The organism is Pseudomonas putida (genome assembly GCF_028682635.1).
In the GTDB taxonomy this organism is placed as follows: Bacteria; Pseudomonadota; Gammaproteobacteria; order Pseudomonadales; family Pseudomonadaceae; genus Aquipseudomonas; species Aquipseudomonas putida_AE.
This window is the reverse complement of record NZ_JANHLK010000029.1, coordinates 35,071-60,787: the sequence shown is the minus strand read 5'-3', so window position 1 is coordinate 60,787 and position 25,717 is coordinate 35,071. Positions and strand designations below refer to the sequence as shown.

The following is a 25,717-nucleotide window of genomic DNA, read 5'->3' as shown; positions in this document are numbered from 1 at the left end:
CGGCTATATCACACGCTTGCAGGCCTTGTTGATCCGGGTCAGTCAAATCACCGAATCACTGTCGGTGGCCTTCAAATGCCGGCGACCGTCCACCGCACCTGCTACGGTCAAAGCGTCGGCTTCTGCTTCGGTGATGTAGATGCGCTGGCCTTCGAGGTCGACCGCCGACATCGCTTTGGCGCTATCGGTGATGATGGTCACATCGGGGCACAGGCGAATTTCCTCGCCGTTTTCGGTGATAAAGAAGCAGGTCTCGTTCTCGATGCGTACGGTCATGACGTGATCCTTGGTTTTTACGACTGATGCAGCATTAGGCTATCGGCGGCGAGCATCGTTCTGTGCAACTGATTAATGGTTGATGTGGTCCATCCTCCATCACTTTTTCAAAAGGGAATGCGCCAATGAACGCCTGGTGGCATGAAGTCTGGGTGACCCTGCAAGCGGAGTTCGCCGACATCGGCGATGCCTCGCAATTGACCCGCATCACCGTGCGCCTGCTGATGGCGGCGGTGCTGGGCGGCATCCTCGGGTTCGAGCGCGAGCACAAGGGCAAGGCCGCCGGGGTGCGCACGCACATGCTGGTGGCGCTGGGTGCGGCGTTGTTCGTGCTGGTACCGCAGATGTCCGGCTCCCAGGCCGACGCCATGAGCCGGGTGGTGCAAGGCGTGATCGCCGGGATCGGCTTCCTCGGCGCCGGCACCATCCTGAAAAACCAGGAAGGCGACGAAGGCCACGTCAAAGGCCTGACCACCGCCGCCGGACTGTGGATGACCGCCGCCATTGGCGTGTCCGCCGGGTTGGGGCGGGAGGCGACGGCGGTGCTCAGTACGTTGTTGGCGCTGCTGATTCTTGGCGTGATGCCGAGGATCGTGAAGCTGATCGATAAAGACAAAGACCCAATGTAGGAGCGAGCTTGCTCGCGAAAAACGTTCAGCCACCGCGTTCATCCAGGCACTGCGCGTTATCGTTGACGACCATCGCGAGCAAGCTCGCTCCTACAGGTGCAGGTGCAGGTGCAGGGCTCGTTTTCGGGGGGAGCTCATGCTGGCTATAGTCGAACTCACCAAGGAGAAGATGATTGTCGAGCTCTTTGAGTATCGAGCTTCTACCGTCCTCTAGCAGACTCCGCTCGGTATGGAACCAAAGAAATTCGTAACTGAAGATTTTCAAAGAGAGACCAGCCGTCGACCGAGGGTTCACGGATAAGCGCGTTTTCCTCTGCGCTTGCTCGTTCTGTGAATGTGCCGACGGTAAAAAAGATCATGCTCATGGCTGGCCGTACTCAAGGTGGGTGGCGTCGTCAGTATGTCGCTCGATAAGCGCAAATGAGCCGCCATACCTGCACAAAAAAACCATTTCAGGACCGGTACTACGCACCCGTAGGAAACGTCCTTCGGTTTCTTCCCGCAATCATTCCCCCAGCACGCCAGGGGAACGATCAACTGTCTTCATTCAGGGTTAACAATCACCGGTGGCATGGTCGTCGGTGGCTCTTCCCTGGGTGGCGGGTTGCTGCCAGGCGGATCCTGTTCGGGTACAGGCTGCGGATCGCTGGGTGGAATCACCGGGTTATCGATGTTCGGATCGGGGGTTTCGGCCGGGAATGGGTTGTTCATTGTTCATCTCTCCAGTGGCACATGGCGTGAGTCGTGCTTAAGTTGGTTGACCACTGCGTGGAGGATTTGATTCCCGGCAGATCCTGCTGAACTTTTACCGGCGGCCGGCGCTCGGAACCTAAGTGAGTTCATTCCAGGGTGAAGTGCCCGGCGGGATGAAAACCAGACATCAGACACCAGACACAAGAGCGTCCATGGGGCGTAAAGGAGTGATGCTCGATGACTGCTGAAAAACCGAATGAACTGAGCTACAACCCGCACATGCCGCTTTCACAGGCACTGTTACTGCCGCGAATCGTGATTGAAAATACCCTGCCGACCCTCGAAGGCGGGCAGTTTGCGGTCAAGGCCGTGGTCGGCCAGGACGTGGTGGTGACCAGCAAGGTGTTCGCCGACGGTCACGACAAGCTGGCCGTGCGGGTGCGCTGGCGGGCCGAGGGCGATGAGGTCTGGCAAAGCGAGGTCATGGCCGACCTGGGCAACAACGGCTGGCAAGGCCAATTTCGGGTCGAGAGCCAGGGCCGTTATGTGTTCTGCATCGAAGCCTGGATCGACCAGTTCGCCAGCTTTCGCTACGAACTGGAAAAAAAGCATGCCGCCTTGGTACCCGTCAGCCTTGAGCTGCAGGAAGGCCGCCTGCATGTCCAGCAAGCAGCCGAGCGCGCCGAAGGGCAACTCAGCGAAGACCTCGCGGCATTGCACCATGAACTGTCGGGCCTGCTCGAAACCGAGCAGGTGGCGTTGTTCCTGCACCAGCGCAGCGCGCAGTTGATGGCACAGGCCGATCATCGTGCCTACCTGAGCCTCAGCCCGGAGTACCCGGTGGACGTCGAGCGCCAGCTTGCGCAATTCGCCAGCTGGTACGAACTGTTCCCGCGCTCGATCACCGACGATCCCAAGCGCCACGGCACCTTCAACGATGTGCATGCACGGCTGCCGATGATCCAGGACATGGGCTTTGACGTGCTGTATTTCCCGCCGATCCACCCGATCGGCCGCAGTTATCGCAAGGGGCCAAACAACTCATTGACGGCCGGGCCGGACGATCCAGGCAGCCCCTATGCCATTGGCAGTGAGGAGGGCGGGCACGAGGCGATTCATTCGCAGCTGGGCACCCGCGAAGACTTCCGGCGCCTGGTGGCGGCGGCTGCGGACTACGGCCTGGAGATCGCCCTCGATTTTGCCATCCAGTGCTCCCAGGACCATCCATGGCTCAAGCAGCACCCGGGCTGGTTCAACTGGCGGCCCGACGGCACGATCAAATACGCCGAGAACCCGCCGAAAAAGTACCAGGACATCGTCAACGTCGACTTCTATGCCGTCGAGGCGATCCCCAGCCTGTGGGTCGAACTGCGCGACATCGTCGTAGGGTGGGTGCAGGAGGGCGTGAAGATTTTTCGCGTCGACAACCCGCACACCAAGCCGCTGCCGTTCTGGCAATGGCTGATCGCCGACGTTCGCGCGCTGTATCCAGAGGTGATTTTCCTCGCAGAAGCCTTTACCACCCCGGCGATGATGGCGCGGCTGGGCAAGGTCGGTTACTCCCAGAGCTATACCTACTTCACCTGGCGCAACACCAAGGCCGAGCTGGCGACCTATTTCACCGAACTCAATGAATCACCGTGGCGCGAATGCTACCGGCCGAATTTTTTCGTCAATACACCGGACATCAACCCGGCGTTCCTGCACGAATCCGGGCGTCCCGGTTTTCTGATACGCGCAGCGCTGGCGACCATGGGTTCGGGGCTGTGGGGCATGTATTCGGGGTTCGAGCTGTGCGAGTCGGCGCCGGTACCGGGCAAGGAGGAATACCTCGACTCCGAGAAGTACGAGATCCGCCCCAGGGACTTCAATGCCCCCGGCAACATCATCGCCGAGATCGCCCAGCTCAACCGCATTCGCCGGCAAAACCCGGCACTGCAAACTCATCTGGGCCTGAAGGTCTATAACGCCTGGAATGACAACATTTTGTACTTCGGTAAACGCAGTGCCGATGGCAGCAATTTCATTCTGGTGGCGGTCAACCTCGACCCTCATAACCCGCAAGAGGCGAATTTCGAGTTGCCGCTGTGGGAAATGGGTTTGCCCGATGACGCCAGCACCCAGGGTGAGGACTTGATGAGCGGCCATCGCTGGACCTGGCACGGCAAGTACCAGTTCATGCGCCTGGACCCGGCGTATCAGCCGTTCGGGATCTGGCGGATTACTACCTCTTAGATACACCACCGACACCTGTAGGAGCCGGCTTGCTGGCGATGGCGGTGCATCTGACAACTGGATGGTGCCTGCCGCACCGCTATCGCCAGCAAGCCGGCTCCTACAGGGGTAGTGGTTAATTCGAATTCAACAGGAGTTTCAAATGGCGAAGAAACCCAAGGCAGCCACTTTCATCAAGGATCCGCTCTGGTACAAGGACGCGGTCATCTATCAAGTTCACGTCAAATCCTATTTCGACTCCAATAACGACGGGATCGGCGATTTTCCCGGTCTGATCGCCAAACTCGACTACATTGCCGACCTCGGCGTCAATACCATCTGGCTGTTGCCGTTCTACCCCTCGCCACGCCGCGACGACGGTTATGACATCGCCGAATACCGGGGCGTCCACAGCGACTACGGCACCATGGCCGACGCCAAGCGCTTCATTGCCGAGGCGCACAAGCGTGGTTTGCGGGTGATCACCGAACTGGTCATCAACCACACTTCGGATCAGCATGCGTGGTTCCAGCGCGCCCGCAAGGCGAAAAAGGGCTCGGCAGCCCGGGACTTCTACGTCTGGTCCGATGACGACCAAAAATACGACGGCACCCGCATCATTTTTCTCGACACCGAAAAATCCAACTGGACCTGGGACCCGGTGGCCGGCCAATACTTCTGGCACCGCTTCTACTCGCACCAGCCGGACCTCAATTTCGACAACCCGCAGGTCATGAAGGCCGTGCTGTCGGTGATGCGCTACTGGCTCGACATGGGCATCGACGGTCTGCGCCTCGACGCGATCCCGTACCTGATCGAGCGCGACGGCACCAACAACGAGAACCTGCCCGAAACCCACGACGTGCTCAAGCAGATCCGCGCCGAAATCGACGCGAATTATCCGGACCGCATGTTGCTGGCCGAGGCCAACCAATGGCCGGAAGACACTCAGCTGTATTTCGGCGACACCGATAAGTCCGGGCTGAACGGCGACGAATGCCACATGGCGTTTCACTTCCCGCTGATGCCGCGCATGTACATGGCGCTGGCCCAGGAAGATCGTTTTCCGATCACCGATATTCTGCGCCAGACACCGGAGATCCCGGCCAATTGCCAATGGGCGATTTTCCTGCGCAACCATGATGAGCTCACCCTGGAGATGGTCACCGACAGGGAACGTGACTACCTGTGGAATTACTACGCGGCCGACCGTCGCGCGCGGATCAACCTGGGGATTCGCCGGCGCCTGGCGCCGCTGATGGAGCGTGATCGCCGGCGCGTGGAGCTGCTCAACAGCCTGTTGCTGTCGATGCCCGGCACGCCGACCTTGTACTACGGTGACGAGATCGGCATGGGCGACAACATCTACCTCGGCGATCGCGACGGCGTGCGCACACCAATGCAGTGGTCGATCGACCGCAACGGCGGGTTCTCCCGTGCCGATCCGGCCAGCCTGGTACTGCCGCCGATCATGGACCCGCAATACGGCTACCTGTCGGTCAATGTCGAAACCCAGGCCGGTGATCCGCATTCGCTGTTGAACTGGACCCGGCGCATGCTGACGGTGCGCAAGCAGTCCAAGGCGTTCGGGCGCGGCACGTTGAAAATGCTCTCGCCGTCCAATCGCCGGGTGCTGGCCTATACCCGCGAATATACAGGGCCGGACGGCAAGCACGAAGTCATCCTGTGCGTGGCCAACGTTTCGCGCAGCGCCCAAGCCGTGGAGCTGGACCTGTCGGCGTACGTTGGCATGGTGCCGGTGGAGATGCTCGGCGGTAACGCGTTCCCGCCCATTGGCCAGTTGAGTTTCCTCCTGACCCTGGCGCCTTACGGTTTCTACTGGTTCGGCCTCGCCGCGGAGAACCAGATGCCGAGTTGGCACGTGGAACCGGCGCAAAGCCTGCCGGATTTCACCACCCTGGTGCTGAAAAAACGCATGGAAGAGCTGCTCGAAGCACCATCGCGCTCCACCCTGGAGCAGGCCATCCTGCCGAACTGGCTGCAGAACCGCCGCTGGTTCGCCGGCAAGGACGCGGCCATCGAACAGGTCAACCTGGCCTACGGCGTGCGTTTCGGCGATGCGCAGCACCCGGTGTTGTTGAGTGAAATCGAAGTCACCAGCGCAGGCGTGACCAGCCGCTATCAACTGCCGTTCGGCTTCATTACCGAAGACCAGATGGGCGCCGCATTACCCCAGCAACTGGCTCTGTCGCGCGTGCGCCGAGGCCCGCAGGTCGGTCTGATCACGGATGCCTTCAGCCTGGAAAACTTTATCCGCACGGTGCTGCAAGGCATGCACGACAACAGGGTGCTACCGTCGGACGGCGGCGAGATCCGTTTCGAACCCACTGCGCAGCTTGCCAAACTGGGCCTGACGGCGGAGTCGGATGTGCGTTACCTGTCCGCCGAGCAATCCAACAGTTCGGTGGTGGTCGGCAATAGCCTGGTGTTGAAGCTGATTCGCAAGGTCGCATCCGGCGTGCACCCGGAACTGGAAATGAGCGCGTACCTGACCGCTGCCGGCTTCGCCAATATCTCGCCGCTGCTGGGATCCGTGGTGCGTCGGGATGCAGCGGGCGAAGACAACCTGCTGATGATCGCCCAGGGCTACCTGAGCAACCAGGGCGATGCCTGGGAATGGACCCAGAACAACCTGGAGCGGGCGTTGCGCGACGAGCTCGCCGATGCCATGTCTGAGCAGGAGCAGCACTACAACGCCCTTGGCGAATTGAAGGATTTCGCTGCCATGCTCGGCCAGCGCCTGGGTGAAATGCATCAGGTGCTGGCGGCGTCGAGCGACAACCCCGACTTTGATCCGTACATCACCACGCAAAAGGATGCGCTGGCGACGGGCAAGGATGTGGTGGCACAAATCGAGCATGCGTTGAAGTTGCTCAAGCAGCATCAAAATGAACTGAACCCGGCGGACAAAACCCTGGTCAGCCATTTACTGGACCATAAAAAGGCCATACTCGGCCATGTCCAGGAGCTGGCGAAAAAGACGGCGGGTGGCCTGCGGATCCGTGTGCATGGCGACTTGCACCTGGGCCAGGTGCTGGTGATCAAGGGCGATGCGTACCTGATCGACTTCGAAGGCGAACCGGCACGTCCGCTGCCGGAGCGTCGAGGCAAGCACAGCCCGTACAAGGATGTCAGCGGCGTGCTGCGCTCCTTTGACTACGCGGCGGCCATGACCATCAATGTGCACAACGTTGATAACACCGACCAGGCCCAGGCAGCTCGCCAGCGGGTCGGCGATCGTTATTTGAGTGAGGCAAAACAGGCATTTATCCACGCTTATCGGCTGGCGGCAGCTACGCTTGGCCATGCGTGGCAAGATCCTGAAGGCGAAGATGCCGCTTTGGCATTGTTCGGTCTGGAGAAGGCGGCTTATGAAGTGGCCTACGAGGCGGAAAATCGCCCCGGTTGGCTGCCCGTGCCGTTGCACGGTTTATATGGATTATTGAGTGGGCTTAAACCCTTTTCCGATCTTGGTGGAGAGTAGTCATGAGTTTCTCGAACAAGGAAACGGGTCATCATCACAGTGAAGCGCTGCTACCCAAAGCGCGGGATATCGATGCGCTGGTGCGCGCCGAGCATCGCGATCCCTTTGCCATTCTCGGTCCCCACGGCGATGGCGCCGGCGGACAATTCATCCGGGCCTATCTGCCGGGCGCCTTGAGCGTACAGGTGGTGGACAAGGAGTCCGGAGAAGAACTGGGCAACCTTGAAGCGACACAGACCCCCGGGCTGTTCGCCGGTCATTTCCAACGGGCACAGCCGTATCTGTTGCGAACCCGCTGGGCCGGTGGCGAGCAGATTGCCGAAGACCCCTACAGTTTTGGCCCGCTGCTGGGCGAGATGGATTTGTATTTGTTCGCCGAAGGTAACCACCGCGATCTGAGCAGCGCCCTGGGCGCCCAGTTGAAGACCGTGGATGGCGTCGATGGCGTGCGCTTCGCCGTGTGGGCACCGAACGCCAGGAGGGTGTCGGTGGTGGGGGACTTCAACGGCTGGGACGGTCGTCGTCATCCGATGCGCCTGCGCCACCCCACCGGTGTCTGGGAGCTGTTCATTCCACGCCTGCAAGCAGGGGAGGCCTACAAATACGAAATCCTCGGCAAGGACGGGATCCTGCCCCTCAAGGCCGATCCCATGGCGCTGGCCACCAGCCTGCCACCGGACACCGCCTCGAAAGTCGCCCCGCCGTTGAAGATCGACTGGCAGGATCAGGACTGGATGGCGTCCCGCGGCGAGCGTCAACGACCGACGGCGCCGTTGTCGATCTACGAACTGCACGCCGGTTCCTGGCAATGCGAGCTGGATGACCTGGGCGAAGTCGCCCGCCAGTACACCTGGCCGGAGCTGGGCGAGCGCCTGATTCCGTACGTGAAAGAACTGGGCTTTACCCACATCGAGCTGATGCCGATCATGGAACACCCGTTCGGCGGTTCCTGGGGCTATCAACTGCTTTCGCAATTCGCCACCAGCGCCCGCTACGGCACCGGCGACGAATTCGCCGCCTTCGTCAATGCCTGCCACCTGGCGGGCATCGGCGTGATCCTCGACTGGGTGCCGGCGCATTTCCCCACCGACACCCATGGCCTGGCCCAGTTCGACGGCACCGCGCTGTACGAATACGGCAACCCCCAGGAAGGTTTTCACCAGGACTGGGACACCCTGATCTACAACCTCGGCCGCACCGAAGTGCACGGCTACATGCTGGCGTCGGCGTTGCACTGGCTCAAGCATTTCCACGTCGATGGCCTGCGGGTCGATGCGGTGGCGTCGATGCTGTACCGCGACTACTCGCGCAAGGCCGGCGAGTGGGTGCCTAATCGCCATGGCGGCCGAGAGAATCTCGAGGCCATCGACTTCCTGCGTCACCTCAACGACGTCGTGGCGCTTGAAGCCCCCGGGGCGCTGGTGATCGCCGAAGAGTCCACGGCCTGGCCGGGTGTCAGCCAGGGCACGCAACAGGGCGGCCTGGGTTTTGCCTACAAGTGGAACATGGGCTGGATGCACGATTCGCTGCATTACATCCAGCAAGATCCGGTGTACCGCGCCCATCACCACAACGAACTGAGCTTTGGCCTGGTGTACGCCTGGTCGGAGCGTTTCATCCTGCCGATCTCCCACGATGAAGTGGTGCACGGCAAACACTCGCTGATCGACAAGATGCCCGGCGACCGTTGGCAGAAATTCGCCAACCTGCGGGCCTACCTGAGCTTCATGTGGACCCATCCGGGCAAGAAACTGCTGTTCATGGGCTGCGAGTTCGGCCAATGGCGCGAGTGGAACCACGACCAGCAGCTTGATTGGTATCTGTTGCAGTACTCCGAGCACAAAGGCGTGCAGAAGCTGGTGAGCGACCTCAACCGGCTGTATCGCGAAGAGCCGGCGCTGCACGAGCAGGACGACGTGCCGCAGGGCTTCCAGTGGCTGATCGGCGACGATGCGATCAACAGCGTCTACGCCTGGATGCGCTGGAGCAAGGACGGCCAGCCGATTCTGGTGGTGGCCAACTTCACGCCGGTGCCGCGCGAGGCCTATCGCGTCGGCGTGCCGTTTGCCGGGCAGTGGAGCGAGGTGTTCAACAGCGATTCGTCGATCTATGCCGGGTCCAACTATGGCAACAGTGGCGGGGCAACGGCCGAGGCAACACCGAGCCATGGGCAAGCATTGTCACTGGCGTTGAATCTGCCGCCGTTGGCGGTGTTGATGTTGCGCCCGCAAGGCTGATCAGGCGCCGTCTTCGCGGGCGATACGACGTGCCCGCGAAGCGCCTGCGTTGGGAACTGCTGAGTACCGGCAGTTTCCCTCACCAACGCATCCTTACCCCGAGGCTGCCAATCAGCCCGTTCAAATCATTGTCATCCACATCACTGCTGTAGTCGGCGCTGACGTACAGGCTCACGGTGGGTGTCATTCTGGCGACCAGACCCAAGCCCAGTTCGACCGTCGAGGAGTTGCGGCTGCTGCTGATCTTGTCGACCTGGTCGAGGGAAACGGTATTGCCGGTGTACACCGTGTGCCACAAGTTGGTGCGCACATAGGGTTCAATGGGCAGGCCGTTGATGTCGTAGCTACCTTTCAACTTGGCACCGACCCGGCCGCTCCACGAGGAGAGGTCGCTGGAGGAGGCGTTGCCGGAACCGGCATAGGGCGTATCCAGGGTGATGCGCTGATTGATCAATTGCGCCTGGGGTTCGACCACCCAGTTCTCACTGATGCCGATCGGGAACCCGCCTTCGACCGAGAGCGTTACCGCGCTACCTTCGGTAATTTGTCGGGCGCCTTGTTCATTGCGGCTGTAACCGTTGACCCGACCACCGCTGGCCGACAGATCGACGTGCCAGCCCTGTGGGCCGGTCAGGCTGTAGTAGGCGCCGAGGCTCTGCCCCTGCAGGTTGAGGGTGTCGTTGCGCGGGTCCGATTGCGCGCGATTGGTCATCAAGCCGTTGCCGGTGCCGTGGAACTCTGCAGTCCCGCCGATCAGGCCGACCCGTTGTGTATGACCGCTATTGCTTCGCAGGGTCACAAGGGCCGGGCTTTTATGTTCGCCGGAGCCGGGGATGGAAAAACCCTGGGCCAGGGCATCGGTTTGTGCCTGGCGCGAGGCCTGGCCATAGAGTTGATCCCAGGCACCGGGCGCGGCGTCTTCGACGGTCAGGCTGGAACTTCGGGTATCGGCAATCGGGCTGAAATGGCCGGGATAGGAGCTGGCGAGTGCGGGCAAGGTGAGCACGGGGATATCCTGGCGATACCAGGGGGTCGTTTCTTCCTCGGCGGGGGAGGCTTGCACTTCCATCGACGAACACAACAGCAGGGTACTGGAAACGGTGCAAATACTGACGCGGATCTCTTGTGGGGTGAATGAAGTCTTCATGGAGGTCTACCTTGCAATCGCATGCGGTATCTCGCTCTGGCGTCTCTCCTACCCCGAGTGAGGGGCGACCGAAGGAATTAGGGCAAGCCGACGCCTGCCCGTTTTCACGGGTGGCGGCGGTTGGTCCTGATGGTGATTCCGGGGTAGTACCGTGAAGTCAAGAAGACCCCTGCCATTGCGTCAAGAAAATGGCCGATAAATGGTAGGGGTATTTCAGATCATATAAGTGACTGATTTACGACGCCTCCCTAAGTTCTTGTTTATTGGTTGAAACGTCAAAAAACTCGCGAGCTAGAGCCGTTTTCGAGGCTTACCAACTCACCCTGACTCCCACGTTACCGCTCATTCCACGCAGTGGGTTGCTGTCGATATTGCTGCTGTAATCGGCATTGGCATACAGGCTCACAGCGGGCGCAAGGGTGAGGATGGCACCGATGCCCAGATCGGCCGATGAGGTGCGTTGTTCGGTCTTGATCTCGGTGCTGTCGCCGAATGTCACGGTGTCCGTTCCCGACATTGTGTGCCACAGGTTGGCGCGCAGGTAAGGTTCCAGCGGCAGGCCGGCAACTTCGTAGCTCCCCTTGAGCCGGGCGCCGAGGCGGCCGGTCCAGGCCGGGTCGGAATCGAACGACACCCTGGAAATACCGTCGTCCTGACTCTTCAGCTTAACCTGCTGATGGATGACCTGTGCCTGAGGTTCGAGCACCCAATTGTCTGCCACTGCAAAGGGGTAGCCGGCCTCGACCGAGAGGGTCGTGGCGTGGCCGTCGTTGTCGATTTTCAGACCACGGTCGGAGTGGCTGTCGCCGTTGAGCCAGGTGTACATGGCCACGGTATCGACATACCAGCCCTTGGGGTCGATCAGGGTCCAGTAGAGCCCGAGGCTGTCGCCTTGCAACTCGACCTTGCCAGCGCGCTGGTCATGGAAACCCTGGTTGAAACCGTCGACATCACCCTGCAAGCGACTGTGACCGACGAAAAAACCAGTGCGCTGGGTTTGCCCGTTGGACGTTTGCGAAGCGAACAGATCGTTGCCCACCTGGAACCCGTTCAGCGAGCCGTCGAGCCGTGGCGTGACGGTACCGGCCCAGGTCTGGTCGAAGTTTTTCCCGTAGGCCCGACCCCAGCCCGCACCAAAGGCACCGGTTTCGTTGAGCAGTCGTTGGTCACCCTGTCGATCATGGAAGGTGCCGAGCGCCGTCAGGGCCAGCTGCGCGGCCGCCGGTGGCAATACGGACCAGACCGGGACTTCCTGACGGTACAGGGGAATGGGCGCTGCACCGGGTTCAGGGACCGGCAATGGCGGCGAGCCGACGGCCGCTACCGGCGTCGCGAGCGGCGCCGCGTCCGGGGGTACCGGAATCGGTGGCAAGGCAGGATTGGGGTTAGGCACCGAGACCGGTGCAACCAGAATCGGTGGCAAGGTGGGATCCGGGTTGGGCACTGCGACCGGTGCTACCAGGATCGGTGGCAAGGCAGGATCCGGGTTGGGGACCACAAGCGGTGGAACCAGAATCGGTGGCAAGGCGGGGTTCGGATTCGGCACCTCGACCACTGGCGCGGCCACTACGGATGAGCGCAGGAACCAACTGTTTTCGCTGCCAGCGGTGACGCCGCCCTTGAACAGTTGGTAATCGAAAGCGCCGGCCGATAACGGGGTTTTTAGCGTAAAGGCGCCACTGTCGCTGATGGCCGTTCCCTGGGCCTGGACAACCTGAATGCCGTTTTGCAGGGTTGCCGCACCCGTGCCACCCAGGTTGTTGACGGTAATCGAGGTGGTGCCGGTCAAGGTGCCGTCTTTGACCACCAGTTTGTCACTGGGGGAACTGTCATCGCCCAGGACGCTTTGTACCCACAACTGGCCGCCGTTGCCCGCATAGTTGCCCTGTACCGTCAGGGTGTCGCTGGTGCGGCTATTGCCGCTGCTCAGGTCGATGACCCCGGCGTTGTTCAGCGTCGCACGCTGACCCGCGGTAAACGGGGTGAGGCTGCCCTGGGTCGAAGTCACGACACTGCTACTGTCGATGTTGAACACGCCGCTGCCAGTGTCGCTGTCACCCAGGACGAAGTTGCCGTCGAAGTCGAACCGCGAGCCTTTGTCCAGGTTGACGGTTTCCCAGTTGGTGTAACGCGCAGCGCCGCTGGACGTGGTGTTATCGAAGGTCAGCAGGTCGCTGCCGTTGCCTCCATCTATGGTCGGCGTCTGGGCCAGGATGGTGTCATTGAGATTGCGCAGGGTTGCCTGGTCATTGCCATCTCCCATCAGGATCGCCGAGCGGATGATCCCGCCGCCTTCCCAGGTCAATGTGTCATCGCCCACGCTGGTACGGATCTCGCCGACGATTTCGCCGCCGGTCACCGTAATGCTGTCGTTGCCACCGCTGACACTGATGTTGCCGCCAATCCGTCCACCGGAAACGATGATGGTGTCAGTCCCGAACCCGGTGACCAGATTGCCGAGGATCTGCCCGCCAGACATGTCGAACAGATTGTTATCGAGCTTCATGTCGACCCGGCCGATGCTGCCGCCGGTCATCCTGGCGGTGTCGCCGTCTTCGAAGGCGCCCGTGATGGTGCCTGCGCTCATCTCGAAAAAGTCGCGACTGTCGCCCTGGGCCAGCGACTGGAGGGTCCCGCCGCTCATGACAAAGGTATCGACGCCATTACCCTGGTTCACCGCCCCGGTGACCTGGCCGGCACTGATGTTGAACGTGTCGCTACCGTCGCCCTGATTGACGATCCCGGTGATGACGCCGGAATTCATGCCGAGGGTGTCGTTGCCGGCGCCGAAGGTCACATTACCTGTGATCGAGCCGCTGCCATTGGCGGGAAAACTCAGGCTGTTGTTACCGGCAAGGTCAGTCAGCGGCCCGCTGTTGCCGCTGTCGCAGACGAAGTTGTCGTTGCCGGGGGAGGGGGTGAGGTTACAAGCCGCGTTAGCGGGCAGTGACCAGCCCATGCAGAGCCAGATGGAAATGGCACAGGCGCTGTAACGGTAGTTGGGCAGTTCTTTGCAAAGCTTCATGCTCGTCTCCGCGTAGGAATCGGCACCCGTGTCTTGCCAGCAGGGCAAGACAACAGGTGCATCGGCAGCGCGAGTTGCGAGACATCATCAGGAAGGCAAAACCTTTCGGGCAACGACGGCTACGGGGCCTGTCCGCACGATTCGTTCGAAACGGACGGGAGCACCGTAGCAGGTGTTTTTTGGGGCATCTACTGTCACAAATGACAGGTAGAGATCAGTTCAGACGCATCACAGATGTACTTCGACCGCCAATGGCAGGTGATCTGACAGGTGCGTCCAGGGCTTGTGGCTGAGGATCTTCGGCTCATGGCTGCTGGCGTTGCGCAGGTAGATCCGGTCCAGGCGCAGCAACGGGAATCGGGCTGGGTAGGTCTTTGCAGGACGGCCATGGTGGCGTTCGAAGGCTTCGTGCAAGTAGTCGCGACGGGAGAGGGCGGCGTTGCCCTGCAACTGCCAATCGTTGAAGTCGCCGGCGATGATCACGGGCGCCTCATCGGGCAAGGATTCGAGCAATTGGCAGAGCAACTGCAGCTGCAACTGGCGATGACTCTCCAGCAGGCTCAGGTGCACGCAGATCGCATGGACCTCGGCGTGCCCCGGCACGTCCAGCACGCAATGCAACAGGCCACGGCGCTCGGGCCCGGTAATGGAAACGTCGAGGTTGCGGTATTCGCGGATCGGGTATTTGGACAGCAGCGCATTGCCGTGGTGACCGTCGGGGTAGACCGCATTGCGTCCGTAGGCGAAGTCGCTCCACATGCTGTCGGCCAGGAACTCGTACTGCGACATTTGCGGCCAGTTGTTGTACCGCGAAGAATGGCGCTCATGTTCACCGACGACTTCCTGCAGGAACACCAGGTCGGCTGAGGTGCTGCGTACCGCATCGCGCAACTCCGGGAGGATGAAGCGCCGGTTGAGTGCGGTAAATCCCTTGTGGGTGTTGACCGTCAGCACGCGCAGTCGATGGATGACCGGGGGGTTGTCCAACGGTATTGAGCCAAGGGTCTGGCGATTAGAGTCGCTGCTCACTTTCACTCCTCTGAATCCGGGTTGCTTATGTATGCGACTGATCTGGCAGCGTGCAGTTCAGCTCTTTTGCGTACTTATCCATTTCCTTGGTTTTCGCGGCTATCCCCGATCAAACTGTAGGAGCTGGCTTGCCAGCGATGGTCGTCAACGATGACGCACACTGTCTGAGTGACGGTGTTGTCCAGATTTTTTTTGGTCAACACATAAGAGGTCGGCTGTCAGGCCGCCTTCGCTGGCAAGCCAGCTCCTACAGTTTGATCGGCGTACATCTGCAGGGGATTACTCGGCTGGCAGGCCGCCTTCGCTGGCAAGCCAGCTCCTACAGTTTGATCGGCGTACATCTGCAGGAGATTGCTCGGCTGGCAGGCCGCCTTCGCTGGCAAGCCAGCTCCTACAGTATGATCGGCGTACATCTGCAGGAGATTGCTTGGCTGTCAGGCCGCCTTCGCTGGCAAGCCAGCTCCTACAGTTTGATCGGCGTACATCTGCAGGAGATTGCTTGGCTGTCAGGCCGCCTTCGCTGGCAAGCCAGCTCCTACAGTTTGATCGGCGTACATCTGCAGGAGATTGCTCGGCTGTCAGGACGCCTTCGCTGGCAAGCCAGCTCCTACAGTTTGATCGGCGTACATCTGCAGGAGATTGCTTGGCTGTCAGGCCGCCTTCGCTGGCAAGCCAGCTCCTACAGTTTGATCGGCGTACATCTGCAGGAGATTGCTTGGCTGTCAGGACGACTCGGTCTATTCAGACAAATACAATCTCATAAGGCAACCGCATCCGCTCCAGCAACACCCTCGGCAACCGCGGGGCAACCCCGATGGCCGGCTCTCCGTCGAGCTGACTGGCATACGCATGGGTAGCGTGGCTCTTGCGCGCCACCGTCCAGGTGTCCAGGCGCACTTTGCGCGCCCGATGCCAGGGGATCAAGGCGCTATCGCGGTTTGGCCAGTGCCATGCCCAGACAGGTATTTCAGTGAAGACGGCGCCCGCGATGGTGGCCGCATTGGCGCTGGCGCGGCCGACGGCGTCATGGTCGCTGGTGCCGTCATCGCACCAGGTGCTGAACACCACATCGCCCGGACGCAGATAACGGGCGATGAATTGCGTGAGCGCCTGTTCATGCTCGGCCAGGGAGTTGTCGGTGAAACCGCCGCGAATCCATTTCAGGCTGTGCATCGGCAATCCGAGCCGGCGCAGGGCCTCGACGCTTTCCTGGGAGCGGAACACGCTCAGGCGCTTTTCCGACCATTGCTGGGAGCCTTGATGACTGGCGCTGCCGTCGGTCACCGAGATCAGTTGCAAGGGGTGTCCCGTGGCGGCGAGCAACTGCAGCAGACCGCCGCAGGTCAGCACTTCGTCGCCGGGGTGGGGGGCGATCACCACTGCGCGGGCGCCGGGAGGGAGAAGGGATTGGGTACCGATGACCGGGATATTGGCCAGTTGCGGGGCGCTGTTCCAGATTTGCTCGGCACAGCTGTCACTGATGGACACGGATTTCATGGCGTTACGTCCTTGTTACATTCGCCTTCAGGCGTGCGCGACGCAAGTGCGGCAGCAGCCGTGAGGGCGGGTTGATAGCGAAGCGCGGCGCTCCGGACCCTGGACAGCCGCGCATCGAGTATTGCTCATGTAGCGGTATTCGTCGCCCCGGATGTGCTCGCAAGAAACAATTTTTCCGGCGCGCCGGCTGTTTTTACTCCTCTTCCTCCCGTTGCAGTTCGAATAACAGCAACGAACGCCCGGTGACCGAGTACTCGCGACCGAAGTCGAAGCGTTCCTGGCCGCGTATGGACGGTTGGTTGGTGTCGATCAGGCAGGTCCAGAAACTGCCATCGGGCACCTCCGGCAGGAGGAAGTTGACGATGTCGTGATGGGCGTTGACCACCAGCAACAGCGTGGCGTCCGCCCCTTTGCGGCGAATCCCGGTTTCCTGGGCGCGGCCGTCGAGCAACATGCCGAGGCAGCGATTATGCGCATCGTGCCAGTGCTCGGTGGTCATTTCGCTGCCATCCGGTGCGAGCCAGGTGACATCCTTGACGCCGATGTCCTCGTTGTAATTGCCCACCAGGAAGCGCCCGCGGCGCAGGATCGGATAGGTCAGGCGCAATTTGATCAGGCGCTTGACGAACTTGAGCAGGGCCTTGCCGTCTTCGCTCAGGTCCCAGTTGACCCAGCCGATTTCGCTGTCCTGGCAATAGGCGTTGTTGTTGCCTTCCTGGGTGCGGGCGAATTCATCGCCGGCCACCAGCATCGGCGTACCCTGGGCCAGCAGCAAGGTGGCAAAGAAATTGCGCATCTGGCGCTGGCGCAGGGCGTTGATTTCCGGGTCGTCGGTGGGGCCTTCGACGCCATGGTTCCAGGACAGGTTGTTGTTGCTGCCGTCCTGGTTGTCCTCGTCGTTGGCCTCATTGTGCTTGTCGTTGTACGACACCAGGTCATTGAGGGTGAAACCGTCGTGGGCGGTGATGAAGTTCAGCGATGAATAGGGCCGCCGGCCGCGCTGGTTGAACATCTCGCCGGACGCGGTCATGCGGCTGGCGAAGTCCGCCAGCTGGCCATCGTCGCCTTTCCAGAAGGCGCGCACGGTGTCGCGAAACTTGTCGTTCCATTCCACCCAGCCCGGCGGGAAGCGTCCAACCTGATACCCGCCGGGCCCGCAATCCCAGGGCTCGGAGATCAGCTTGACCTGACGCAGGACCGGGTCCTGGCGGCAGGCCACGAGGAAACTGTGGCGCTCGTCGAAGCCGTCGTGATAACGCCCGAGGATGGTCGCCAGGTCGAAGCGAAAGCCATCCACATGCATCTCCGAGGCCCAGTAGCGCAGGGAGTCGGTGACCATCTGCAACACGCACGGGTGGCTCAGGTCAAGGGTGTTGCCGGTGCCGGAGTCGTTGATGTAGAAGCGCTTGTCGTCAGGCTTCAAGCGGTAGTAGGAGGCGTTGTCGATGCCGCGCATGGACAGGGTCGGACCCTGTTCGTTGCCCTCGGCAGTGTGGTTGTAGACCACGTCGAGGATCACTTCCAGGTTGGCTTCGTGCAGGTGCGCGACCATCTCCTTGAACTCGGCGATCTTGCCGCTGGCCAGGTAGCGCGGGTCGGGGGCGAAGAAAGCAATGCTGTTGTAGCCCCAATAATTGGTCATGCCTTTGTGCAGCAGGTGCTGGTCGTTGACGAAGGCGTGGATCGGCAGCAGTTCGACACTCGACACGCCCAGTTTACGGATGTGCTCCAGCACTTCGTCGACCATCAGCCCGGCGAAGGTCCCGCGCACGTTTTCGGGGACGGCGGGGTGACGCATGCTGAAGCCGCGCACGTGGGTTTCATAGATGATCGTCTTGTCCCAGGGCACGCTGACCCGGTGATCGTGGCCCCAGGTGTGCGCCGGATCGATCACCTTGCATTTGGGCACGAAGGGCGCGCTGTCGCGTTCGTCGAAACTGAGGTCGCGGTCCGGGTGGCCAATGGTGTAGCCGAACAAGGCCTCGGACCATTTCAGGCGGCCGATCAGTTGTTTGGCGTAGGGGTCGATCAACAACTTGTTGGGGTTGAAGCGATGGCCGTTGGCCGGGTCGTACGGGCCGTACACGCGGTAACCGTAGATCAGCCCCGGATGGGCGTCGGGCAAATAGCCGTGGTAGATCTCGTCGGTGTATTCCGGCAGCTCGATGCGTTCGAGTTCGACTTCGCCGGCATCATCGAAAATGCACAGTTCGACCCGGGTGGCGTTGGCCGAGAACAACGCGAAATTGACCCCCAGGCCATCCCAGGTCGCACCGAGTGGAAAGGGCAGGCCTTCACGGATGCGCGAGGGTTCGGCACGGGGAGGCGGCGTTTCTTTCTTCGGACGGGACATATTTGCTCCAGCAACAGCGGACAGTAGCGGGGCTCAGTATTTATTTCGCGGGCGAGCACACCCCTCGGTGGCGAGCGGGCTCGCCACGCAATGATTCAATGCAACGGCAGAAGCTTAGACCGCTGGCGGTTTTCGCGCCGCACGGGGCTTTTTCTCGGCGGCCTTTTCCCCAGGTGGTATCACCGCAGAGGCAGCAGCCGGCTTGGCCTTAGCCTTGGGTTTTGGTGCTGCAGCCTTGCCATTGAGCTTGGCATCGCCCTCTTTGCTCACGGCGGGCTTGCTTGCCGGGGCTTTTGCCGGCTTTTTCGGCGCCAGTTTTTCGGCTTCGGCGAGTTTGCGCGCCATCTCCCAGTGCCGTGCTTCCTGGCCCTCGGGTTTGCCTTCAGACTCCCAGATCTGATAGGCAAACTCGCGGATACGCTTATCGTCGGTACTCATCGCATTGCTCCTGAACTGAACTCAAGTGTGGGTAGTTTGGATAAAGAGATTGACCGGGAAATCCCCCAGCGCGGCGCTGATCATCAGCTCCCTGTTTTTTGTGACTGCGACGCTTGTAAAAAGTCCCTTCAGATTTTCCTCGGCGGTTGTGAAGGGCAAACTGACCCGGGTGTCGCCCCACTGCAGCGCGTCTACCTGAGGCCCGGCACTGTTTTCCAGCAGAGCCGAGCAACGGATCGGCACGATGACGATGGCGCGCTTGCCCTCCCATTCACGTACAAATCCCAGCACCCGATTGGCCTGACTGCCGATGACTTCGAGGGGTTGGTAGGTCCCGCGTCGAAACAGGTCGGCGTGCTCGGCCCGCAGGTTCAAAGTCTGCGCAATCAACGCTTGCTTGATGCGCCCGTCGCGCCAATGCGTCAACAGATCAGGCAGATCCAGCGATTGCTGCAGGGCCTGTTGGCGGTTGGCGTAATCCACCGGCCGGCGGTTGTCCGGATCGACCAGGGTGAAGTCCCAGAAGTCAGCGCCCTGATAGAGGTCCGGCACGCCCGGCACGGTCATGCGCAGCAAGGTTTGCGCCAATCCGTTGAGGGCGCCGGGCAAGGCGATGGTGCGGGCGGCCTTGCCGAGGGCGCTGCGCAGCAGATCACCTTCCGGACTCAACAGCAGGCGCTGGGTGAAGCTCTCGGTGGCCTGTTCGTAAACCTCGTTCGGAGCGCTCCAGCTGCTCTGCAGCTTGGCTTCACGCAGGGCCTTGCGTTGCCATTGGCTGATGCGTTTGGCGTAGTCCTCCAAGGCCGGTTGGTCGTCGAGGTGCAACTCCAGCGGCCAACTGCCGAGCAGTGCCTGATAGAGAATCAGCTCATCGCCCGCAGACGGCATCTGGTCATCGTCGCGCAACGGGCGGGCGAGGGCGCGCCACAGGCCGACCTGTTCGACGTACCATTTACTGCGTTCACTCAAGATTGCCAGGCGCGCCCGGGTATCCTCGCCACGCTTGTGATCGTGGGTCGCGGTGGCGAGCAGGTTGTCCGGAAAATTGGCCAGGCGTTGGGCGCATGCCCCATGAAAATCGGCCACCGGGGCGCTGAACTGCTCGGTGCTGAAGCCAACGTCATTGCGCGACAGCAGCACCGCCGAGCGATAGAACGCGGTATCTTCCACGGCCTTCGCCGCGGCAGGTGACGTCAACTGTTGGAATCGCACGCAAGCATGCTTGAGCCGTTTACGCAGGCGACCGGCCGGGCGGTTTCGCCAGGCCTCGCCGCCCAGCCAACCTGCCAGGCACTCAAGCACTGGCCAGTCGGCTTCGCTCAAAGTCTGGCGGGCGCCCTCCATGGCTTGCTGGAAAAACACCTCGTCCTGGGTCGAACGCCCCAGGGCACCGATGTAGGTGCGATACACCGAGAAATGCACGATCAGTTCCTGCAACGCCCGACGGATCGCCCCAAGCGTCAAGTCGCGGGTCATCAGGTCATCCCGGGCCACTTGCAACAGGGCCTGGGCAACACTTTCGAAATCCCCGGCGAGCGAACCATTGAGAATCTGCTGGCGCGCCAGTTGTGCTTCCTGGCGGAAGTCAGCCGGGCGCTCGCTGTAGCGCTGCCAGAGTTCGCCAAGGTTTTTTTCACCCTCGGGGTCGTGTTGCAACAGCGACAACTGGTTCATGAATTCGTAGCCGGTGGTGCCATCCACCGACCAGTCGCGGTGCAGGCTTTCGCCCTCGCCAAGGATTTTTTCCACATAGATCGGCAGGTGCCGGCCCGGTGCCAGGCTGTCGACCCGGCGCCGCAGTTTGCGGCAGTAGCCCCGCGGGTCGGCGAGGCCGTCGATGTGGTCGATGCGCAACCCGTCGACCAGGCCTTGCTCTACCAACTGGAAAATCTTCGCGTGGGTCGCCTCGAACACCGCCGGACGCTCTACGCGCAAGCCACCCAGCTCGTTGATATCGAAAAAACGCCGCCAGTTGATGTCGTCCGCGGCGGTACGCCAACTGGCGAGGCGGTAGCTCTGGCGTTCCAGCAAGTCGTGCAAGCGCTGGAAGCCCTCGCTGGTCTTTGAGTCGTAGGCCTGCAGATTGTCTTCAATGGTTTGCATCAGCGCCGGATCGCAGGCCAGTTCCCGTAGCTCCTCTTTTAACGGAATCGCCAGCCTGTAGGCGTCGGTCTGGTAACTCAAGGTGCTGAAGCGGTCCGCCAGTAATTTCAGCGGCTCGGCATCGGCCTTGAGCAGTTCGCCGTATTGGCTGGGGCAGATCGGAAAGTGATGATCGTAATGCTCGACGTAAAACGTGCCGCGCTTCGCATCGAAACGCAGCGCGAGGGTACCGTCCTGCAAGGCGATGCCGTAGTCGCTGCCGAGGAACGGCAACAGCAACTGGCCTTCCATCAAGGGGTCGGGCGAGTGCCACTGGATATCGAAGAACTCGCCGTACGGGCTCAGGCGTCCCCACTCGAGCAAGTCCAGCCACCAGGGATTGTCATTACCGCCGACCGCCATGTGGTTGGAGACGATATCGAGGATCAACCCCATGTTCTGCGCGCGCAGGGCACTGACCAGGCGACGCAATGCCGGTTCACCGCCGAGCTCCGGGTTGACGCTGGTCGGGTCCACCACGTCATAACCGTGCATCGAACCGGCGCGGGCGCTCAGCAGCGGCGAGGCGTAGACATGGCTGATGCCCAGGCGGGCAAAATAGGGCACCAGCGGCACGGCGTCGTCGAGGGTGAAGCCTTTATGAAATTGCAGTCGCAGGGTGGCCCGTAGTGGTTCGATGTTGATTTGATTCATTGGTCACGCTCGGCCGCCTGAAGTCGCGCGCAGGCGAGCAGTTCCAGGCGCCGGGCGGCGTCCGGGTCGTCGAGCAGCGCTTCGCTGTACCCGGGCAGCCGTCGCGACCAGTTGGGATGCGTATCGATGGTGCCGGGCAGGTTGGCCTGCTGTTCGATGCCCAGCGCATCCTCCAGCGGCAGCAGCACCAGCGGCGCGCGGGTGTGGCCGAGGAAACGCACACTGGCGTCGAGCACCTGATCGGTTTCATGGGACTCTTCGCGAAAGTTCTGCGGGTCCTGGCTCAAGGTCCGGCGCAGGCCTTCGCGCTCGCGCTCACGGTGCTGGCGCCACTCGATTTCAGCGCTGGCATCGACCAGGCCGAGGCGGGCGTTCCAGTCGATATCGCGGCCATGCCACCAGCCATTGAGCGTGGGCAGGTCGTGGGTGCTGGTGGTGGCCAGGGCGTTGTCCGGCCAGTCGAGGATCGGTTTGAAGTGGGTGTTGTCCTGTTCGAACAGCAACACGCGCATCCCGAGCATGGCGCGGGCGCTGAGTTTTTCCCGCAGGCCATCGGGCACCGTGCCCAGGTCTTCACCGAGCACAATGGCCTGATGGCGATGGGACTCAAGGGTCAACAGCCGTAGTAAGTCGTCCAGCGGGTAATACAGGTAGGCGCCATCGGCTGGCGACGCACCATTGGGGATCACCCACAAGCGTTGCAGGCCCATGACATGGTCGATTCGCAGGCCCCCGGCGTGGGCGAAGTTGGCCCGCAGCATTTCGATGAAAGCGCGAAAGCCATTGCGCACCAGGCCTTCGGGGGAGAAGGCGGAAATGCCCCAACCCTGGCCCGTGCGGTTGAGAATGTCCGGTGGCGCGCCAACGGTGAGGGAGGCGAGCAGTTCGTCCTGGCGACTCCAGGCCTGGCTGCCACCGCCATCGGCACCCACGGCCAGGTCGGCAATCAGGCCAATGCCCATGCCGCTGCTGCGGGCGGCGGCTTGCGCGCGCTCCAGGCACCGGGTGATCAGCCACTGGCAGAAGGCGAAGAAGCCGATGCGTCCGGCATTCTCTTCGGCGAATTCGGCCAGGGCGGCGCTGCGCGGGTTGCGCCACTGCTCCGGCCATTCACGCCAATCGAGGCTTTGCCCTTGGGTCAGGCGTGCCTCTTGAATGGCTTCGAAGCGGCAATGATTTTCCAGCGCTTCACCCCCGGCATGACGAAAGCTGCTGAAGTCGGCGTGCAGCGGATGTTCGCCCTGCACGAAGCCTTCGTACAGCGCCTGTAACAGCCGATGCTTGGCTTCGGCGGCGGTCGGCCAGTCGATCAATGGTAGCTCTTCCAGGTGCTTGAGCTCGGCGGCCAGGCCCGTGGCATCGATTGCGGTGCGCATCGCGCGCTCACCAAGAATCGCTCCCGGCGCGCAATACAGGCTGTTGAGAAACAGACGGCTGGAAGGCGAATAGGGGCTATAGCGGTGGGTGTCGTTGGCGAACATGGCATGCAGTGGACTGATCGCCAGGGCTTCGGCGCCGCGTTCACCGGCCACTCGGGCCAGGTCTTCCAGCGCCTGGGTGTCGCCAAAACCGCCATCGCCGGCACGGCGCAAGGCGTACAGTTGCACGCTCAAGCCCCAGGTACGCGGGATCGGGCTGTCCACGGCATCGCCCACGCTGTAGCAGCGGGCGGGGGCCACGGCCAGGGTGAAGCTCTGACCATCGATGTCGACGTGCTGGTAACCGACCGGAATCAGCCCGGGCAGGATGGCCTCGGCATCCAGTTTCAGACTCAGGTGCGAGCCATCTTCGAGATGGACCTCGCAGGGTGTCAGCGGCTCGAAAAAGTGCGCCAGGTTGAGTCCAACCCCGACATCGGCGGTGATCAGCGGCGGCAGGTGCCGGGTTTCCTGTACCTGTTGCAATTCGACCAGGCTGGCGTCGATTTCCTGGGCGCTGCCGGCCGGGTGGCCGAGACCGGTGAGTACGTTGCGCAGCACCGCGGGGGCGACTTTTTGCGGGCGGCCATTGGCGTCGATCCAGTCGACTGCAAGGCCGGCCCGGGTGGCCAGGATTTCCAGTTGCGCATCACTCATTGGCGCTCTCCATCAAGGGGTAGCAAAGGGGCCGCGGCCGTGAGGCTGACAAGCGCGCAATACGGGGGCAAGGTGCCTTGATCCAGCTGTTGACCGGACCCAGGCGGCTGTTCGAACAGTAAAGAAGCATTGACCGGTGGCGTGTGGCGAATTGGCTTGGCGCTGAGGTTGAGGTCGATGCGCAAGTGGCTGCCATCGCCCAGGCGCCAGGACGCGCTCACCGCTGCGGTGCCGAGCACCTCGGCATCCAGCGCGTGGGTACCGGGCAAAAACGCAATGATATGCCGATGCCGGATCTGCAACAGTTGCCGATAGAAGTCATGGACCGCCGATGGCGTGGTGGAGGCAAGGGCAGGGCGCGATGCTTCGAAAGTCTGTGGTGCGTTGGGATCGGGAATCTGTTCGCGTTTATGCGGGTCGGCAAAGGCACTGAACGCGGCAAACTCATTGCGCCGTCCTTCGCGCACCAGCCGTGCCAGTTCGCCATGGTGGCTGGTGAAAAACAGGAAGGGTTGTTCGGCGGCAAACTCATCGCCCATGAACATCAGCGGGATCATCGGCGACAGCAGCAACAGCACCGTCGCCGCTTTCAACGCTTCGGGGTGGGCCAGTTGATGCAGGCGCTCGCCAAAGGCGCGGTTGCCGATCTGGTCGTGGTTCTGCAAAAACAGCACGAACGCAGTGGGTGGCAAATGCCCGCTGGGCTCGCCGCGTAACTCGCCGTGGCGGTTGACGTGGCCCTGGAACACAAAGCCCTGGCTCAGGCAGCGGGCCAGTTGTTCGGTGGGGTTTTCGGCATAGTCGGCGTAATAGGCATCGGTTTCGCCGGTCAGCAGCACGTGCAGGGCGTTGTGCCCGTCATCGTTCCACTGCGCATCAAAGCCCTGCTCGAGCAGGCTGGCCTGGTTATGTTCGTTTTCCACCATCAGCCACACATGGCGCGACGGATCGCTCTGCTCGCGCACCCGCTGGGCCAGTTCCTGGAGGAAATCCGGGTCTTCGATGGCGTGGACCGCGTCCAGGCGCAAGCCGTCGAAACGGTACTCCAGCAGCCACATCAAGGCGTTGTCGATGAAGAAGTCGCGCACCTCGCGCCGACGGAAATCGATGGCTGCTCCCCAAGGCGTGTGCCGGTCTTCACGGAAGAAGCCCTTGGCGTAGCGATGCAGGTAATTGCCATCGGGCCCGAAGTGGTTGTAGACCACGTCGAGAATCACCGCCAGGCCAAGGCCATGGGCGGTGTCGATCAGGTGCTTGAGCTGCTCGGGAGAACCATAGGAGGCCTGGGGCGCATACAGCAGCACCCCGTCGTAGCCCCAATTACGCTCGCCGGGAAACTGCGCGATCGGCATCAACTCGATCGCGGTGATCCCAAGCGTGACCAGGTGCGCCAGCTGTTGCTCGACACCCGCGAAGCCGCCGAGCGCACCGACGTGCAGCTCGTAGATCACCGCTTCGTTCCAGGGGCGTCCCAGCCAGGTGGTGTGCCGCCATTGGTAGGCGAGCGGGTCGACCACCACGCTGTACTGGTCAATGTCCCCGGCCTGGGCGCGGGAGGCCGGGTCCGGCACCTCCAGCTCGCCATCGATGTTGTAGCGGTAGCGCGTACCCGCCGGGCAACGGGTGTTGATCACGAACCAGCCGTCGGCCTGGGGCAACAACGGCAAGGACTGTCCATTTTCCAGCTCGACACTGACGTAGAACGCATCGGGAGCCCACAACGCGAATCGCGTGTTTTGCGGGTCCAGTTTGATTGCGCCGTGGGGCCAGGTCTCAAGGGTCCGTAACGGCATCTCTAAAGCC

General features: G+C 61.7%; 15 protein-coding genes. 4 read left to right on the top strand and 11 right to left on the bottom strand.

Going from position 1 to position 25,717, the window contains the following annotated elements; genetic code table 11:
* Nucleotides 1-42: 42 nt before the first annotated feature.
* Nucleotides 43-276 carry a DUF3203 family protein gene (locus NPS56_RS26195; protein ID WP_274077325.1) on the bottom strand — a complete coding sequence of 78 codons (234 nt, stop codon included), beginning with the start codon at nt 274-276 and terminating at the stop codon, nt 43-45.
* Nucleotides 277-401: 125 nt separating this feature from the next.
* Here NPS56_RS26195 and NPS56_RS26190 point away from each other — a divergent pair, with 125 nt between their 5' ends.
* Nucleotides 402-905 (top strand): MgtC/SapB family protein, encoded by a 504-nt coding sequence (locus NPS56_RS26190; RefSeq protein ID WP_274077324.1) that lies wholly within the window; start codon nt 402-404, stop codon nt 903-905.
* A gap of 543 nt (nt 906-1,448) precedes the next feature.
* Here NPS56_RS26190 and NPS56_RS26185 read toward each other — a convergent pair.
* Entirely contained in the window at nt 1,449-1,616 is a 168-nt protein-coding gene (locus NPS56_RS26185; RefSeq protein WP_274077323.1) for a hypothetical protein, read from the bottom strand.
* 219 nt (nt 1,617-1,835) lie between these two features.
* On the opposite strand from NPS56_RS26185, the gene NPS56_RS26180 reads away from it, so the two are divergent.
* The 3 genes from NPS56_RS26180 (at nt 1,836) to glgB (ending at nt 9,554) form a co-directional block, all read left to right on the top strand.
* The gene (locus tag NPS56_RS26180) at nt 1,836-3,833 is read left to right on the top strand and encodes an alpha-1,4-glucan--maltose-1-phosphate maltosyltransferase (protein WP_274077322.1); all 1,998 of its coding nucleotides are present in this window, start codon (nt 1,836-1,838) and stop codon (nt 3,831-3,833) included.
* Between the two features lie 142 nt (nt 3,834-3,975).
* Entirely contained in the window at nt 3,976-7,317 is a 3,342-nt protein-coding gene (gene treS / locus NPS56_RS26175) for a maltose alpha-D-glucosyltransferase (RefSeq protein ID WP_274077321.1), read from the top strand.
* A gap of 2 nt (nt 7,318-7,319) precedes the next feature.
* Nucleotides 7,320-9,554: a 1,4-alpha-glucan branching protein GlgB gene (gene glgB / locus NPS56_RS26170; protein ID WP_274077320.1), complete on the top strand. Its 2,235-nt coding sequence runs from the start codon at nt 7,320-7,322 to the stop codon at nt 9,552-9,554.
* A 79-nt stretch (nt 9,555-9,633) separates the two neighbouring features.
* On the opposite strand, the gene NPS56_RS26165 is transcribed toward glgB, so the two are convergent.
* From NPS56_RS26165 to treZ, 9 genes are all read right to left on the bottom strand, one after another.
* Nucleotides 9,634-10,701 carry an autotransporter domain-containing protein gene (locus tag NPS56_RS26165; RefSeq protein ID WP_274077319.1) on the bottom strand — a complete coding sequence of 356 codons (1,068 nt, stop codon included), beginning with the start codon at nt 10,699-10,701 and terminating at the stop codon, nt 9,634-9,636.
* Between the two features lie 310 nt (nt 10,702-11,011).
* Nucleotides 11,012-13,726, bottom strand: coding sequence for an autotransporter outer membrane beta-barrel domain-containing protein (locus NPS56_RS26160; protein WP_274077318.1), 2,715 nt, complete (start codon nt 13,724-13,726; stop codon nt 11,012-11,014).
* A 228-nt stretch (nt 13,727-13,954) separates the two neighbouring features.
* Entirely contained in the window at nt 13,955-14,755 is an 801-nt protein-coding gene (locus NPS56_RS26155; protein ID WP_274077317.1) for an endonuclease/exonuclease/phosphatase family protein, read from the bottom strand.
* 741 nt (nt 14,756-15,496) lie between these two features.
* Entirely contained in the window at nt 15,497-16,252 is a 756-nt protein-coding gene (locus NPS56_RS26150) for a PIG-L deacetylase family protein (protein ID WP_274077316.1), read from the bottom strand.
* A 193-nt stretch (nt 16,253-16,445) separates the two neighbouring features.
* Nucleotides 16,446-18,605, bottom strand: coding sequence for a glycogen debranching protein GlgX (gene glgX / locus NPS56_RS26145; RefSeq protein WP_274077315.1), 2,160 nt, complete (start codon nt 18,603-18,605; stop codon nt 16,446-16,448).
* Between the two features lie 114 nt (nt 18,606-18,719).
* Nucleotides 18,720-19,043 (bottom strand): DUF2934 domain-containing protein, encoded by a 324-nt coding sequence (locus NPS56_RS26140; RefSeq protein ID WP_274077314.1) that lies wholly within the window; start codon nt 19,041-19,043, stop codon nt 18,720-18,722.
* A 21-nt stretch (nt 19,044-19,064) separates the two neighbouring features.
* Nucleotides 19,065-21,839: a malto-oligosyltrehalose synthase gene (locus NPS56_RS26135; protein ID WP_274077313.1), complete on the bottom strand. Its 2,775-nt coding sequence runs from the start codon at nt 21,837-21,839 to the stop codon at nt 19,065-19,067.
* Nucleotides 21,836-23,914, bottom strand: a complete 2,079-nt coding sequence (gene malQ, locus NPS56_RS26130) for a 4-alpha-glucanotransferase (RefSeq protein ID WP_274077312.1) — start codon at nt 23,912-23,914, stop codon at nt 21,836-21,838. The genes NPS56_RS26135 and malQ overlap by 4 nt, the downstream gene beginning before the upstream one ends.
* A complete protein-coding gene (gene treZ, locus NPS56_RS26125) occupies nt 23,911-25,707 on the bottom strand; it encodes a malto-oligosyltrehalose trehalohydrolase (RefSeq protein WP_274077311.1) in 1,797 nt (598 codons plus the stop codon). The genes malQ and treZ overlap by 4 nt, the downstream gene beginning before the upstream one ends.
* Nucleotides 25,708-25,717 lie beyond the last annotated feature (10 nt).